The sequence below is a fragment of the Bosea sp. NBC_00550 genome (assembly GCF_026020075.1).
Classification (GTDB): domain Bacteria; phylum Pseudomonadota; class Alphaproteobacteria; order Rhizobiales; family Beijerinckiaceae; genus Allobosea.
On record NZ_CP102772.1, the window covers coordinates 655,426 to 670,777 of the forward strand.

Here is a 15,352-nt window from a genome sequence, read left to right on the forward strand (position 1 = left end):
ATGCAGGCGCCGCTAGGGTCGGCCGCATGATCATCAAGGAGGCACTGGATGCATGCCCGCGAACCTTCGGCGTCACGGTCCTTGGTGCCGAAGGCGTGCCGCGGAAATACGCGAATGGGTGCTCGGCTCGCCATGTAGCTTGCATGAGCATTCCTGGATCGACACCGGTGAGCTCGGACAGACGCTCCAGGCTCTGGGTGGTGCCGCGGGTCAGCTCCCTTGCCCGAGTTGGAAATCCCTGCAGAAACTGCTGAGCATTACGCTGTTCACGATGGCAAGGCGCGAGGCAAAGCTGGCCGGCGTTTCGGCGGGGATGAAGGGAGTGGTGGGAAAGAGTCTCATCGCAATTTCCTCGCGTTCCTGAGTTCGAGGGCGTGGCTTGCTGCCTCCGCCTCGGCCTGGGTTTTCTTGAGCACCAGGGTGCAGTCGAGCGCCTCCCAACGGATTGCGATGAAGGGGTTCACACTGTCGGCGCATCCGGTGCGAGCCTGGTAGGCGCGGGCGAAGTGCTGGATATTTAGCTGCTGTGCGTTCGCCGCGATTGCATTGCCGATAGCTTCGTGGGTCAGCTGCAATGTCGTGCCGAGCTCAAGCATTCCGGCATGAATAAGCCTGGGAACGACCTCGCTCTTGATGTTTGTCGCGAAGCTGAGGCCGGTAACGGACGCGATGTCCTGGAGCGCTGCGAACACCATTGCGATGTCGCCAGGCAGGCTCAGAGACCGCAGGTGGATGAACTGGCTGCGCCTGCGCACTTCGCCTTTGGTGTCGGCGCGAGTCTGCCCATCGTCGTCTGTCTCCGCCAAGCCTTCAAAGAAGCTGGCGATCTGCGGCAAGCCAGACAGGACCAGCACGACCGGCCAGGCATCCGAGGCCATGAAGGTCTTGAACACCTTGCGGATCTCGCGGACGTCACGCTCGCTGGCGTTCTCCAAGACGTTGTGCACCTCGTCGAGGTGCAGGGCGAGGATGCCTCTCTGCTGCAACCGCTCGCGCACCATGGAGAAGATGTAGGCTTGGGTTCGGCTCGCGGACATGGGGTAGCCAAGGGCGCGCAGGATTTCGAGGCCGAGGGCTTTCGGCGTGCACGGGGAGGGGGTTCCGATCGTGATCGCAGGGCATTGCGAGTGCGGGATGCCGTAGCCGGTGAAGCCCGGATGGTTGGCGAACATCCGGGAGAGGAGCGAGCTCTTGCCGGCGCCCGTCCGGCCCGTGACGACGAGCGCGCGGGTTTCCATCCGGTTGCCGGGGCCGAGCGGGCGCGTGGGATCGACGCGCGTCACGAGATCGCGAAGCAGGAAGGTGAAGGCGGCGTTGGCTACGCCATCGCGATCATGCGTTCGCAGGACGCGTGACTTGACGCGCTCCATCAGCGCGATCTGGTCGCGCTCCTCTTGTGGGAGCGCGGTCAGGAGGTTCTGCAGAACCTGGGTCGAGCGATCGGCCGGGAGCGTCATGGCGTACCCTCCTTGCGATCGCCCATCTGCCAGGAGGCGGCCTCGTCGGGTGACTCGTCAGTCGGCTGGGTCTCCACCGGGCCTGCTATCATGTCGGCGGCACCGGAGACCGGGATGACGTCGTCGAGCAGATCGTAGTTGGGATCGTTGACGGGGGTGTCCTCGTCCCAGGACGGCAGCCGGAAGGACAAGCCCATATGCCTGATGGCGCGCTCCACTTCGGCAGGCGTCTCCAGCTCCTCGGAGATGCCGGCCTCGCGCTGGTATTCGCGGGCCAGCGCTTCGTTGTCACGCAGTGCGTCGAGAACGATCTGACGCGACAGCTCCGCCTCTTTCTTGAAGCGTGCGCCCAGTGCGGTAGCGGTGTCGATCCAGGCGCGCAGCGAAACGCCTCTCAGGTCCCGCTTGACGTTGGGGACGTTGAACCACTCGTTGCCGAACTGGAGCGAGATGCAGCCGATATCTGCCGGGTCGAGCTTGACGCGGACCTCGCTTTCGCCGACCTGCAAGAACCGCCTATGGATGTCCTTGCTTGCAAAACGCAAACCGAGGAGCTCGACGCCGGACTTGTCGAGCGTGGCAATGTGTTCGATCCCGAAAATGTGGCGCTGCATGTTTGTGTCCGGCAACGGGATCCTCCCAGTGAGCTTCACCAGGCGGTTCCAGGCATTGAGCGGGGTTTCGCCGCCGAGCCCTTGGTGTGGACGGTTGTGGTAGTCGTCGACGACATGGCGTACGAGCATCCGCGCCAGCACGTCCAAGGCGATGTTCGCCTTTCTTTCGGACGGGTAGTCGCCGCGCTCGACGACGTTCGAGAAGGTGCGTCCGGCAAAGTGGCCCATGAAGCGCCGCTCTACGGTGAGGAAGATGCGCTCGCCGGCTCCGCGGAACCAGGGCATCCCTTTCGGCGTATGGGAGGGGCTCCCGCCAGTCCCGGTCACAGCCCGGGTCGTTTCAAAAGCCGCGAATTCGCTACCGCGGTCGTAGGCGAGGGTGCCGATTCCAGTGGCCATCGACCAATCAGAAACCGCGCCAGTGCCTTCAAGGAGACGGGTTTTGTCGGCGAAGATCATGCGAATGGTGGCGATCGCCTCGTCGGAATTGATCTGGTCGACGAGGCGCATGGCCAGAACGATGCGCGATGCCCGATCAAGCGCCAATATCAGCCAAGGGCGAGCAGTCTCGACTTTTTGCCTGGTCACGACATCGAGCTGTTTCCATAACCGAGCCTTGATGAGCAGAGTTTGCAGGCTCACGCGCCATCCATCGATCTCGATGCGCTCACCGATGCGCGCGGCCTCGGTGACCTGAGACCCTGATCTTCCTCCAGGTTTGAGTGGAGTCCGTCACTCACGGAGACGGACGATGCGCCCCTCACGATTCACGGAAGAGCAGATTATCGGGATGCTAAAGGAGCAGGAGGCCGGAGCGGCGACGGCGGATGTCTGCCGCAAGCACGGCATCTCCTCGGCGACCTTCTACAAGTTCAAGGCGAAGTATGGCGGGATGGACGTGTCGGATGCGCGTCGAGTGAAGACGCTGGAGGACGAGAACGCCCGCCTCAAGAAGTTGCTGGCCGAACAGATGCTCGACAATGCGATCCTGAAGGATGTCGCCGCAAAAAAATGGTGACGCCCGATGCGAAGCGGAAGGCGGTGGCTCATGCCTGCACGGTGCATGCAGTGAGCCAGCGTCGGGCGTGCCTGGCCTTGACGATCGACCGCTCGACGGTACGCTCACGAGCACCCGGCCGGACGATGCCCTGCTGCGCGAGGCGATGAAGGGCGTGGCGGCGGAGCGCCGGCGGTTCGGCTACCGCAGGATCCACATCATGCTGGACCGCCAGGGCATCGTGATGAACCAGAAGAAGCTGCGACGGCTCTATAGCGAGGAGAAGTTGCAGGTCCGCCGGCGTGGCGGCCGCAAACGGGATTGGGCACTGCGCAGGCCCATGCTCGTGCCTGATCGGGCCAATGTGCGCTGGAGCCTCGACTTTCTCTCCGACACGATCTCGGACGGTCGCCGCTTCAGGGTGCTCGCCATCGTCGACGACTATACGCGCGAGTGCCTGGCGCTCGTCGCCGACACCTCGCTCTCGGGTCTGCGCGTGACCCGCGAACTGGATGGCGTCATTCGCCTGCGCGGCCGGCCGGGGACGATCGTGTCCGACAACGGCACCGAGTTCACCTCGATGGCGATCCTGCGCTGGTGCCAGGAGACCGGCGTCGAGTGGCACTACATCGCCCCCGGCAAGCCGACGCAGAATGCCTTCGTCGAGAGCTTCAACGGACGCTTCCGGGATGAGTGCCTCAACGACACGCTGTTCTCGACGCTCACTGAAGCCCGCAACGCTATCAGCGCATGGAAGGAGGACTACAACCGACACCGACCCCATTCGGCCCTCGGCAACATCACGCCCGCCGAGTTCGCCCTCAAATCCACGCTGGAAAAACAGGCCGCTTAAGGCCAGAAATCAAACTCAGGACTCTCCCTCAGGTCGGAGGAGAAATGGGTCTCAGGTCACAGCGAGAGTTTTGGGCATTATGATCTCCTGTTTGAAAGTGTAAGAGCCACAGCTATTGAGCGAAAATGGCAAGCCGATCATATTGGAGACCCATTTTCGGGTCGCCATGGCGATAATTCCGATTGAATATTATGCCAAATATGCAGACGGCACGGACGATGACAGCATTATCGCAATGAACTTGCGACTAAGGGACGCACAAATCATTTCGTCTACTATCAGACCCGCTTCACGCCCGGTGGCTGCCATGTTCCTGCGCCCGCCGGCAGGATCGAAGGCTGTGTTGGCTTCGGCCAATAGAGGCGCATCACGAGATAGATCTTGTCATCCGGCGCCGGAAGCCAGTTTGCTTCCTTGTCCGCACCGGGGCTGTCCTTTTGGATGTACAGAGTCAGCGAGCCATCCGCGTCCTTTTTCATGCCCGACAACATCGGAGAGTTGATGAGGTAGCGATTGATCGGGTTCTTCACCAGGAACTGGCTCTTGCCGTCGTACATCGTAACCGACCAGAACGCATTCACTGGCGGCAACTGGCCGGGTGCGAAGGTGATGGTGTATTTGTACTTGCTGCCGTCGAGCGCCTCACCGGTCGCGTCGGTGCGGGTATAGGGATACATGGCTTCTACAGCGTCATTGCCGAGGAGACCGCCCTTTGCAGACCCGGCCCGCATCACCCAATCGCTGTTATAGAAGGCCTCGTCGCCGAAGAACGAGCCAATGTTCCAGCCGTTGATGTTCTTGTTTCCACCGGCCAGCCATTTGTCGACCTTGCCGTTGCCTTGCTTCATGGCCACCAGGATTTCGGCCTTGTGCTCGAACGACAGATCCTTGAACGCAAAGGTCTTGGCGGGGCCGATGCCTATCTTCGCAAGCTTCGCGCGAACCGCCTTGTCCCTTGCCGTCTCGGGGACAAATTGCAGGGCCGCGTCGAGATACTCGAAGAAGTTATGCCTGATCCCGGCCGTGCTGGCGGGAACGAAATCAATCTTCGGCGCGGCGGGCGGGGCGGGCTGCTTGAGGAAAGCGGAAAGCGGCTGCCCCTTGTAGCCGGCCTGGATCTTCTCGACATTCGGCATGTCGCCGGGATTGAACAGTTGAGTGCGAAAAATCGCGAGCGGGAACGGCGTTGTCGATGAGAAGACCCGCTTGATCCCAGCGGGCGTTCCACCTTTCCAGTCCGGCCCGACGACCAGATAGTCGCCCGGCTCGGTCCCCGTGGCGCGCGTGCCGATATAGCCAAAATTGTAAGTGTTGCCGTCGATGAGCTGGACCGAATAATAGCGGTCCTTTTCGATCGCGGGCACCGAGATGACCATGGGTTCAGCACGCAAATCCAGCCAGATAAACGAGTAAGGCGTATCGCTATTGGGCGTGATGATTGCCGTGTCCGCCGGGGTGGCGACATGGTTCAGGTTTTTGATTTCGTTGAATGGGGCCTTGAACTGTCCCGAGTTCCTATCGACGGCGAACTCCTGCATCACTGCATAATACATCACCAGCGGCAGGCCGTAGATGAAGCCTTCCTCGGCGATGTCCTTGGCCTCGAACAGGCTGGGCCATTCGACACTGTTCTGCTCAATGACCGGAGGGGAGACGATGTCGGCCTTTGCCATCGTGGCGGTGAGCGCCAGCGCAGCAGAGCCAAGCAGATCGCGTTTCGTGATCATTTGAACACTTCCTTCGGGTTCACAACTCGTGGCTGAGCGCGCGTAGGTAGCAAGATGAAGTTACGCGACGTCTGCGATTATTGACAATGCAGGAACGGCCTATTCACAGCCGCTTGTATGTCGGCGTTTGGCGCGGTCACGCCCCCCGAGAGGCACCCATGAGCGGCTCGTTCGCCCATCATTTCGGGAACAGGAACTGGAGCTGGGCCCTCAGCTGCCAATCGGCGGCGCCGCTGGGCTTTGCGACATTATAGTAGGCTGCCAGCTGCGCATTGACGGGCTGATGGCCGATGTTGAACACGCGCCCAAAACCGCCTCCGATCGGCACCGTCCAGCGGTCGCCCTGGCCGGCTTCCCAGTTGGCGGTGATGACGGGGGAGGATGTCAGATACCAGCCGCCGTGGAAATTGTAGTTCACAAACGGCTGCAGCGTCATTGCGTTGACTGTGCTGCGGGTACTCTTGCCCGCGAAGGACCAGACGTTGTTGACGAGGACGCCGACAACCCAGGGCCCTTCGATTGCCAGGGCTACGAAGGCCGGCCCCGCCGAGTACTTGCCGGACGTGAGGCTCTTGTCGGTGCCGGTGGGGAGTACGACGGTCGGCCCGATGCCCCAGATGATGCCGTGAGTTGGCTGCTTCGGCGAGAAGAAGAAGCTGGGGTTGATGTCGCCCAGGCCGAACTCGCGGTCGCCATTCACCGTCAGGGCCGGTTGCGAGATCACAGGCGTGATCCAGCGCGTGATCAGGTTCCAATCCTTGTTTAGCGTGATCGGAATCACCGGCTGGATGTTGAGGACATTCTGCAGCTGTTTGTGCGGACCGACATTGAAGTTGAAGTTGTTCTGGAACGGCACGCTGATCATGTCGGCAACGGGGTTCTGCGCCGCCTTGGCCAGATCGCCGGGGCTGCCCGTTGAATCTTCCGCCAGCACCACTCCCGAACATGACAAGGTTGCGGAGAATGCCAGTTTAGCTAGCCTGATCAATTTCCTCCCGCTCACGGACGCAGGCTCCTTCAGCCATACCAAAGCTAATGCCAACGGCGAAAAATTGGGTTTTCCGTTTGCCGGGAGCACTTATACTGTGTGACAAAGCACCAATCAGATCTTGAGACCACTCATTTTGCGCCAACTTTGCAAGCATTCCGGAGCGTCCAGCGCGTGGCTGAGATCCCAGTCATCTCGAGCCACATCCTGCACGGCCTGCCGGCATTCCTGCGTCATGCAATCGGGGAAAGCGCGCTCCTACGGGCAAACCGCGCAGCAGGCTTCGATCTGGAGCTGACCGAAGGCCGCAATTGTTTCATCCCGCATGCCGCAGTCCTCGGCTTCGTGAATGCTGCGGCAAGGGCGGCCGGCGAGCCCAATCTCGGGCTTCTGATCGCGCCGATGATGAGCGCAGGCAATTACGGCAGCTTCGGGCGCTACGTTCTGGGGGGCGATACCCTCGGCCAATCCATCCAGCGGGCCATTGTGGCGCTGCCTTATCACAGCACCCATGACAGGATGTCCGTCGCCATCGTCGGCGACGAGGCACGCTATAGCTACGTCTTTGCCTTGGCTGGCCACGCGGGCTACGACATGATCGCCGGAGCGGCTGCCGGCGTTCTGCTCAGCGTCCTCAGGGCTTATTTGCCTTTTGACTGGCGGCCACTGCGCGTCGAGCTCAATATCAGCAGGCCGCGCCAGATCGGGCTGTTCGAAGATCTCTTCCAGTGCCCCGTCCTGTTCAACGCGCCCGCCGTGACGATCGTCATGGAACGCCACCTCTTGTCGGCTGCTCCTAACCGTGGGGCATGGCCGATCGTCACCATCGAGGACGTGGCCCGAGATCGGCCTGGCGGCGCTCCACGCGATCTGCTCGACGTCGTCATGGAGCAGGTCCGGGCTCAGGTTCTCACCGGCAGCGTGTCCATCGATCGCGTCGCGCGACCGATGGCTACCAGCGTCCGAACGCTGCAACGTGAGCTAAGTCAGGCTGGCACTGATTTTCGCAGCCTGGCGAATGCGGCACGGTTGCAGCGGGCCACCGAGTTGCTCAGGCACACGAATGGCTCGATCACCCGTGTTGCGGCAGAGATGGGATATTCCTCGCCAGCCAATTTCGCGCGTGCCTTCCGAAAGGTGACGGGCAGCGGACCACGGGAGTTTCGTGCCAACATCCACCATGAGGGCGCGCCAGACGGTGCCGGTTCCCGCTAAAATGGGCGCGGCCGGGGAAGAGGTCAAATCCGGCCCTGATGCGGCAGCGCAACTGACGTCTGCTTTTGGCCGGAGAACCAAGTTCCGCTTATGGCGCATCCCGCCCGGACAGCGTCCGGCGCTTTTGGCCCCTAGCTGACCTTTGGAAGGTCCGCTTTCCGGAACTCAATTTGGCGAACGGCTGCCCCCCTAGCGGCCGCTGGCAAAGGCAGCTTGCGTGTAGTGTGGCAACAGCTGCCTCGGCCAAACCATCCACCTTTTTAACTGCACGATTTAGGTGGCTCTTGGCGAGGGCTTACGCTTCCGGTGCTGAATTACCACTCACACCGGACCTCTCGGTGGGGGCGGATCGACGATGTACTCCTTACCTGCCAGAGACTGCCGCCTCGCAAACCGCAGGATCACGCCTAGCGACGCAGCGAGAGGTATCGCCAACAACACGCCCACGAAGCCGAACAGCCATCCAAAGGCGAACAGCGCGAACATCATCCAGACCGGGTGGAGGTTGACGCGGCGACCGATGAGGCGCGGCGAGAGAACATAATCGGAAAGCATTTCTCCGACGATGAAGATGCCCCCTACAACGGCGACTGGCCCCCAATTCGGCCAGAATTGGACCAATGCAACGCAGGCCGCGACGAAAAACCCGGTTGCGGCTCCAAAATAGGGAACAAAACTGATCAGGCCTGCGGTGATTCCGATCAAGACTGCATGGTTCAGCCCTGTCGCCTTCAGGGCTGTGGCATAAAGCACGGCGAGAACGAGGCAGATGACGATCTGCCCGCGCACGAAGCCAGCGACTGTCTCGTGGATTTCGCGCCCAAGCGCTCGCATGTCGTCGCGGCAGGACGGTGGAAACCAGCCATCGACGGTCGCTATCATTCGGTGCCAGTCAATGGCGACATAGATGGCGATGACCGGCGTGACGATCAGCAGCGAAAGAAGGGAAACCAAGGCCTCTCCACTCGACCATAGCGAGCGAAGGAACTCGTCAACCCAGTTAGTGCTCATCGTCTTCGCGATGTCGCGGGTCGATTGCTCGATATGGAGTTCGTCGCCCATGATACGGTGCAGCCACGGTCGGCTTGCATCGCCCATCTGCGACTGAAGGCGGGTGACGTAGGCGGGAAACTCTTCAACAAAAAACCTGAACTCGCCAACGATGGCCGGGAGCATAACCAGGAAGAAGCCGATTAGAACCGCGACGATCGGCACGAAGACGCCCAGAGCTGCAAGGGAACGGCTAATCCCGAGCCGCTCCAGCTTGTCGACCGCCGGAATGAGAAGATAGGCGAGCAACGTGCCGGCCACGAATGGCAGCAGTATTTGGCGCACCAGCATCAGCGTAACGAGCGCGATCGCAGAGACCGCGATCCAGAAGGTCGCCGGTCGCGCGATTCTCATCGACGTTCGTCACTCATGCGTTTCGATCTCGACTGCCAGATTCTACCTGCGCTACCAACGCGCGGATTCTCGGATCCCAGCGCGAGAAACGGTCGTAGAAATCCTTGTTCAATTCTCCATCAGACTGGCGAAGGCGATCTCGCCGTCGGTAACGTAGTGGTTCACCTTTCCGGCTTGCAAACGTGAACCGGACTGATGCAATGCGACATCCCCGATCACCCGCTTTGCCGTCAGCTGGGCGAGGATGTAGCTGCGTTCTGCATTCGTGTCTGAATCGGTCGCATGGGTTACTTGGAGCGTTAGTCGAGCCAGCGACAACCCCGTGTCTCTGGTGCCCGCGCCCACCCATAATACAGGCTGATCGGTCGACGGTTTATCCGTATTCATCCAAAAGCTCGCTGCAGCCATATCCTCCTCCGAGCGAGCGAGGCTCAGCGCCCAGAAACGGATATGATGGCGCTTTCGCGGGCTGTTATTGATGGGCTCCTGGAAACCTATGTCCTGCCTTCGTCCAAAGAGATAGAGGGTGCTGAAAGGTGCGTTGGGATACGGGGAGTTGAGCAGAAACGCTCGTATCATTCGCCACGAGCTTGCGGCCCCCAAGCGATCGGCCGTCGTCCAGCCTGCCGTTGCAAACGCATCGCGCAATTGTTGCAAGGTGCCGATGAGGACGAGGTTTACGGGATCGCCGGGCAGACCATCGCCGGTGATCGTGTAGCGGGGGATAAGCGACCGATGAAGGACCTTCAGACCCATTCGGACTACATTGGGCAGAATGACATATGCGGCCAACCCGTAAGTGAGGCTTACCGCCACGACCCATGGCAGCCTGTGATCCGCCGTATCAAAGATTACAAACACAATCAGCCAAACGCTGACGACGCCAAGACAAAAAATGAGAAACCTCTGAAAAAGGCGCGTGAGCAATCTCAAAATTCTTGTCCTATCTTGCTCCGGTCGATCGCGGCCGCCTCGCTATTCGTAGTCGGCTTCCGACAGGCGAGTATACCAGTGGGCAGTTGCGTCGCGTCCACGTGTCGGACCTAAGTTTTTCCGCGCCTTACACCTCGGCAGCGGCAGTACCCAAAGTCTCCGAACAGCAGTTCGAACTTAATCCTGAAACGGGAAGATCTTCTTCCAGTCTCGCTTCATATCGACAACGGTCCACTGATTAGCGGCTGCGGCGTCGAGCGCCTTGTCGAGCTTGCCGAAATGGGCCTGACGGTCATAGGCGAACTCGCGTTCGGCATCTGTATGGTGAAGGATTAGGCCGAAGCGTGGCCCGCCTGACATCGTCGTCCATTGCAGCATTTCGAGATCGCCGTCCGAATTCCCGAAAGCAGCGATCGGCCGTCGGCCGATCTGTTGGTTGATGCCGACAGGCTTGCCGGCCTTGTCGTCGATGAAGTTGATCTGCGGCAGACGGAATATGGTCGGCCTGCCGTCACGCATCTCGAATTTCGTCTTGATCGAGGAGCCGAGAACCTGCTCGGGAGGGATGCCGTACACTCTCTCAGTCCATGGCCGCATGAACTCGACGCCGCCACCGGAGGCGATGTAGGTCTTGAACCCATTCGCGCGCAGGTAGGTAAGCAGCTCCAGCATGGGCTGGTAGACCAATTCGGTATAGGGGCGCTTGAAGCGCGGGTGGCGCGCGGTGGCAAGCCATTCCGAGGCGATTTTCGCGAACTCGTCCGAGGTCATGCCGGCATGTGTCACCGCGATCAGTTGCATCAGGCCCTGCTCGCCCGAAGCCGCCAGCGCCCTCATGTCGCCATTGAGGACCGCCTTGAAAGGCTGCTTGGTCTTCCATCCGGGGTTTTGCGGAGCGAGTGCCCTGACCCGATCGAGGACAAACGCGAGCTGGACGTAAATCGGCTGCTCTGCCCACAACGTGCCGTCGTTGTCGAATACCGCGATGCGCTCAGCCGGCGCCACAAAGTCGGCGCCACCTTGCGTAGTCACGCGCGCGATGAAGTTGGTGATCGACGCCTTGACCGGGCCATCATTCCAGGACGACAGCGGGTCGGACTGCGCCAGCACTATTGACGGGCGAAGTGGTCCGATCAGAACAGGCACCCCGGTCAATACTGAGATCAACACGCGACGATTTAGACCGGCGCTGTAAGACAGAACGGATTTCATTTCGGTCTCCATCAAATGGAATCTCACTGACGGTGGGCGCCGGCGCTTGTTGCCGTTCCTAAGGCTGTTGCGTTGACGGCGGCCTCCAGACGCAGCGGAAGCCGAGATGGCTGGTCGAGGTGTCGACCGGTTCCGCATGGCGCGCAGCCGGGCGATAGCGGCGGCAATAGTTGGGTGCGCAAAGATGCGAGCCGCCCTTGATGACCTTACGGGGGATTCTAATCTCCGGCAGATCGGGGTCGTAGCTGTCGTCTTCGCGGCCGCCTCGCGGGTTCTGTGGAATGCAGCAGGTCTTCGCGGCCTCAGCCTGATGCTTGGGCGCGTACCAATCTGTGGTCCACTCCCAGACATTGCCGATCATGTCCTGCAGGCCGTAGCCGTTTGGCGGAAACGCCGTGACCGGCGAAGTGCGTTCGAAGCCATCCTCGGCCAGGTTCTGATGCGGAAACTCGCCTTGCCAGATATTGGCCATGTGGCGCCCGCCGGGAGAGAGGCTGCCACCCCAGGCGTATTCAGCGCCGGCGAGACCGCCCCGTGCGGCAAACTCCCATTCGGCCTCGGTCGGCAGATCCTTGCCGGCCCAGCGGGCATAGGCGAGCGCGTCTGCAAAGCTGACATGAACAACAGGATGATTGTCCAGCGCGTTAATATTGCTTCCAGGGCCATAGGGGCGGCGCCAGTTGGCTCCCATCCTCAGGCTCCACCAGTGACGGAAATCGCGTCGGTCGACCGGGCCCGCTGGCTGGGAGAACACCAAAGAGCCCGCGTAGAGCATGTGAGAGGGCGTTCCGGGATAATCCTTTGGGTCGGGCGCGACCTCCGCAAAGGTGACGTGTCCGGTTGCCTTGACGAACTCCTTGAACTGCCGGTTCGTTACCGGCGTTCGATCCATCCAGAAGCTGTCGACGGCCGCGCGATGGACCGGGGCCTCCTCGGGATAATGGCGATCGGATCCCATCAGGAATATCCCGCCAGGTACCGCGATCATGTCGGCCGGCTCAGGACTGGCTCGCGAGACATCGTCACGTTCGCGAAGCGCAGCGGCCATTCGGTCTGCGATGTCCAAGTCGGTCATGACATCCCCGGGCTGACGGATCAGAAGTGATAAGATGCTCGAAAAGACGCCGTGCTGGGTCGTACGATAGGTAAAGCCGTTGTTGCGGTTGTCGGTATAGATGGCCCGGTCCAAGGACCGTGGAGATGAAGTCCGTCCGGCGGCCTGCGCCAATCGGGATAGGCTTATGATCACATGAATGGAGCATCCCAAGGCCCGAAGTCGAAAGCATCCTGGTTTATCGCCGGCGTCATTTGCCGCTCGTCGGCGAGCCGCTTCTGAAAGACCATCTGGCGATACTGGGCGTAAGCTGCTCGGTTTCCGAAGTAGACACACTGGCAAACAATCGGATCAGCATACACGTAGGCGACCTGCGAGTTCTTGGTCTGCTGCACGAATTTGTTCGGCGGCAGCTTTTTCATGGCCGCAAGCCGCTGTGGCGTATTTGCAGGTTGTGGAATGAAGCCCGCCGCAGAGAGGAGGTCCTCCTTCTGCTGTCCGCCTGTTGGGTTGACTGGCAGGCTGCGAGGCCGATACTCAACGTAACAGCCAGACCGGCGGCGAGACGACTTCTCATGTTTGGCTCCTGAATGTGATGTTCAGCGCTGTTGCCCAATGAGTCGGGTCAACATTTGTGCGCGTCAGTTTCCTGTCGGCGCTCCGAGGCGATAATTCCTCCGAAGCTGTGCACTGGAGGATGGAGCGATCGCCTGGCACTCGTTGTAATAGAACTGGCCGGGCTGCCGATTAACGGGATTGGCGCAAATGCTGGCGAGTTCGGCCTGCCTAGACTGTGAGGATTGGCAGGCTGACAGGGCGAGGCCGGCGAGCGTCATCACGCACATGGATCGAACAAAGTTCATCGTTTTTTCCTCTCTCTGCCCCAGACTCCATTTTTTGAATCTTCGTCCGGGCCGCGTCCCGCAGGATGCGGCCCGTCCTCAGTCATTGATGCCCCCCGTCAATTGCCGGTTGGCAACGGAATGCTAACTCCGTCCTTCGCGAGGATTTCGCGGACAGACTGCAATCGTTCGTAGTCAGACAGCAAGATTGGCCCCGTGTAACCGTAGCTCTGCACCTTGCGCGGAGGATATTTCACATAAGTGGCCATGATCTTCTTCAGCTCTTCCTCCATGACGACACCCATCCAGGTGCGCTCAGTGAAGTTGTTCATGAAGATGTCGTAGCGCTCTTGCGGATCCTGCCACAGATCGAACACCTGCGGCACCGTGGCGACATACTTCGTCGGGCCTTTCCAGCCGAGATTGCTATCGACAGCGAGGCCACCGGTAGCGCTTCCGTCATCCCCACGAATGTTGAAGAGAAACTTGTAATTGTTGACCCGAACCGCGCCGGGCGAAAGCTCGTTTTCGGTGAAATAGAACCACGATTTCCGTTCCGATCGACCTGTCCCAAATAGTACGGCGGACATGTCGTAGCTGTCGAAGATGATGGGTTGGTTGGCGCGATCCTGCGTTGGAAGCGGAACGCGGCCGACGGAGGCGAAGGTTGCCATCAAATCCAGGCCACCAAGAATCTCATGGTTTTTGGCGTTGGGCGCGATCTTTCCCGGCATCCAGGCGATAGCCGGAACGCGGTTGCCGCCTTCGCGAAGGGTGCCCTTAGTGCCGCGGAAAGGGGTGTAGCCCGCGTCCGGATACACGTCCTGCCAGGCGCCATTGTCGGTTGTATAGAAGACGAGCGTGTTGCCGGCGAGCTTCGGATTTGACCGGACCTTATCCATGATACGGCCGATCCGGGCATCGAGCTCCACGACCGAATCCGCATACTTGCTCTTGGACAGCGACTTATGGATGTAGTCGGGATGCGGCATATTGGGCTGATGCACCTTCATGAAATTGATGCTCATGAAGATCGGCTCCGCCGAGTTTGCATTGCTGTCGAGATAATCGATCGCAGCCTTTTCAACATAGCCATCGAAGAACGGGATGCCGACCACCCCTTCGCGGCCGTTGATGACCGGCGTGTCGACATACTGGCCGTTGATCTTGAACTCTTCGCGCGCCGGCTGGCCGGCATTGCCCGATAGAGCCCCCTTCGTCACCTTCTGGAACATCTCCCGTAACTCCGGAGGCATATCCGGGAACCAGGTCGGGTCTGCATAAGTGTAAGCATTGAGATGGTACAGGCCGCAATACTTCATCTCGTCATAGCCCTGCGCATTGGGCAGCGCATAATCAGCCTCGCCGAGATGCCATTTGCCAGTAAAGAACGTCTTGTAGCCGCCGGTCTTGAGCACCGAGCCGAGAGTCCACTCCGCTGCCGGCAGGCCGCCGCCCTGACCTTGGAAGGCTACAGTGGTCATGCCGCTGCGGTTAGGCATCCGGCCCGTCTGCATGGCGGCTCGGCCCGGCGTACAACTCGGCTGGGCATAGAACGAGAAGAATGTCATGCCTTCCGCCGCCAGCTTATCAATGTTGGGGGTCGGCATGCCCCGGCCGGCGCCGCCGCCATAGGGGCCGAGATCGCCGTAACCCGTGTCGTCCGATATAATCATGATAATGTTGGGTTTTTGGGTCGGGGCTGGCGGCTGCTGTTGCGCCAGGGCGGGTAAGGTTACTCCCGCCGAAATTGCCACGCTCGCGCAAAAACCGAGCAGCCCGCGTCGACAGATCGACATGCTACGTCTCCGTTTGCAAAACTGGGGGGTAGGCCGTTGAACAGGCGAAGCAGCGCTTGCCGCGCAGCTCGAATGTTGCGCGGCAACGATTGCCGGAGACATAAAAGTCAATCGTCGCGCGCCACTATTGTACCTGAGGACAGTAGCATGCGGCCCGAGGCTGGGGCCGGGCCTCCACGAGATTAACTGAGCTGCCTGTCGGCGAACGAAGCGTCCGGCTGGAACTGGAGAAAATGCCCGAAACGAACGTCAGCAAT

General features: G+C 60.4%; 11 protein-coding genes and 1 pseudogene. 2 read left to right on the top strand and 10 right to left on the bottom strand.

What is annotated here, in order from left to right; genetic code table 11:
- Nucleotides 1-338: 338 nt before the first annotated feature.
- Nucleotides 339-1,457 carry a TniB family NTP-binding protein gene (locus tag NWE53_RS03165; protein WP_265052933.1) on the bottom strand — a complete coding sequence of 373 codons (1,119 nt, stop codon included), beginning with the start codon at nucleotides 1,455-1,457 and terminating at the stop codon, nucleotides 339-341.
- Nucleotides 1,454-2,713, bottom strand: a complete 1,260-nt coding sequence (locus NWE53_RS03170) for a hypothetical protein (RefSeq protein WP_265052934.1) — start codon at nucleotides 2,711-2,713, stop codon at nucleotides 1,454-1,456. The genes NWE53_RS03165 and NWE53_RS03170 overlap by 4 nt, the downstream gene beginning before the upstream one ends.
- A 109-nt stretch (nucleotides 2,714-2,822) precedes the next feature.
- Between NWE53_RS03170 and NWE53_RS03175 the strand changes: the two are divergent.
- A pseudogene (locus NWE53_RS03175) lies at nucleotides 2,823-3,921 on the top strand (IS3 family transposase).
- Between the two features lie 278 nt (nucleotides 3,922-4,199).
- Here the strand turns inward: NWE53_RS03175 and NWE53_RS03180 are convergent.
- Together NWE53_RS03180 and NWE53_RS03185 are read right to left on the bottom strand one after the other, a co-directional pair.
- Nucleotides 4,200-5,648: a DUF1254 domain-containing protein gene (locus NWE53_RS03180; RefSeq protein WP_265052935.1), complete on the bottom strand. Its 1,449-nt coding sequence runs from the start codon at nucleotides 5,646-5,648 to the stop codon at nucleotides 4,200-4,202.
- A 178-nt stretch (nucleotides 5,649-5,826) separates the two neighbouring features.
- On the bottom strand, nucleotides 5,827-6,582 hold the full coding sequence (locus tag NWE53_RS03185) for a hypothetical protein (protein WP_265052936.1): 756 nt from the start codon (nucleotides 6,580-6,582) through the stop codon (nucleotides 5,827-5,829).
- Nucleotides 6,583-6,810: 228 nt separating this feature from the next.
- On the opposite strand from NWE53_RS03185, the gene NWE53_RS03190 reads away from it, so the two are divergent.
- Complete coding sequence (locus tag NWE53_RS03190; protein WP_265052937.1) at nucleotides 6,811-7,851, top strand: helix-turn-helix transcriptional regulator; 1,041 nt, start codon at nucleotides 6,811-6,813, stop codon at nucleotides 7,849-7,851.
- 321 nt (nucleotides 7,852-8,172) lie between these two features.
- Here the strand turns inward: NWE53_RS03190 and NWE53_RS03195 are convergent, their stop codons facing one another.
- From NWE53_RS03195 to NWE53_RS03220, 6 genes are all read right to left on the bottom strand, one after another.
- Nucleotides 8,173-9,255, bottom strand: a complete 1,083-nt coding sequence (locus NWE53_RS03195; RefSeq protein ID WP_265052938.1) for an AI-2E family transporter — start codon at nucleotides 9,253-9,255, stop codon at nucleotides 8,173-8,175.
- Nucleotides 9,256-9,363: 108 nt separating this feature from the next.
- A complete protein-coding gene (locus tag NWE53_RS03200; protein WP_265052939.1) occupies nucleotides 9,364-10,188 on the bottom strand; it encodes an LssY C-terminal domain-containing protein in 825 nt (274 codons plus the stop codon).
- Nucleotides 10,189-10,365: 177 nt separating this feature from the next.
- Entirely contained in the window at nucleotides 10,366-11,400 is a 1,035-nt protein-coding gene (locus NWE53_RS03205; RefSeq protein ID WP_265052940.1) for an HAD family hydrolase, read from the bottom strand.
- A 58-nt stretch (nucleotides 11,401-11,458) separates the two neighbouring features.
- Nucleotides 11,459-12,388 carry a formylglycine-generating enzyme family protein gene (locus tag NWE53_RS03210; protein WP_265054804.1) on the bottom strand — a complete coding sequence of 310 codons (930 nt, stop codon included), beginning with the start codon at nucleotides 12,386-12,388 and terminating at the stop codon, nucleotides 11,459-11,461.
- Between the two features lie 257 nt (nucleotides 12,389-12,645).
- A complete protein-coding gene (locus NWE53_RS03215; RefSeq protein ID WP_265052941.1) occupies nucleotides 12,646-12,876 on the bottom strand; it encodes a hypothetical protein in 231 nt (76 codons plus the stop codon).
- A 539-nt stretch (nucleotides 12,877-13,415) separates the two neighbouring features.
- Nucleotides 13,416-15,095, bottom strand: coding sequence for an arylsulfatase (locus tag NWE53_RS03220; protein ID WP_442864945.1), 1,680 nt, complete (start codon nucleotides 15,093-15,095; stop codon nucleotides 13,416-13,418).
- Nucleotides 15,096-15,352: the final 257 nt, after the last annotated feature.

Excerpts from the sequence above, each read along its gene's own strand:
- NWE53_RS03165 (WP_265052933.1), bottom strand. The coding sequence starts at position 1,457 with ATGACGCTCCCGGCCGATCGCTCGACCCAGGTTCTGCAGAACCTCCTG.
- NWE53_RS03180 (WP_265052935.1), bottom strand. The coding sequence starts at position 5,648 with ATGATCACGAAACGCGATCTGCTTGGCTCTGCTGCGCTGGCGCTCACC.
- NWE53_RS03195 (WP_265052938.1), bottom strand. The coding sequence starts at position 9,255 with ATGAGAATCGCGCGACCGGCGACCTTCTGGATCGCGGTCTCTGCGATC.
- NWE53_RS03205 (WP_265052940.1), bottom strand. The coding sequence starts at position 11,400 with ATGAAATCCGTTCTGTCTTACAGCGCCGGTCTAAATCGTCGCGTGTTG.
- NWE53_RS03210 (WP_265054804.1), bottom strand. The coding sequence starts at position 12,388 with ATGATCGCGGTACCTGGCGGGATATTCCTGATGGGATCCGATCGCCAT.
- NWE53_RS03215 (WP_265052941.1), bottom strand. The coding sequence starts at position 12,876 with ATGAAAAAGCTGCCGCCGAACAAATTCGTGCAGCAGACCAAGAACTCG.
- NWE53_RS03220 (WP_442864945.1), bottom strand. The coding sequence starts at position 15,095 with ATGTCGATCTGTCGACGCGGGCTGCTCGGTTTTTGCGCGAGCGTGGCA.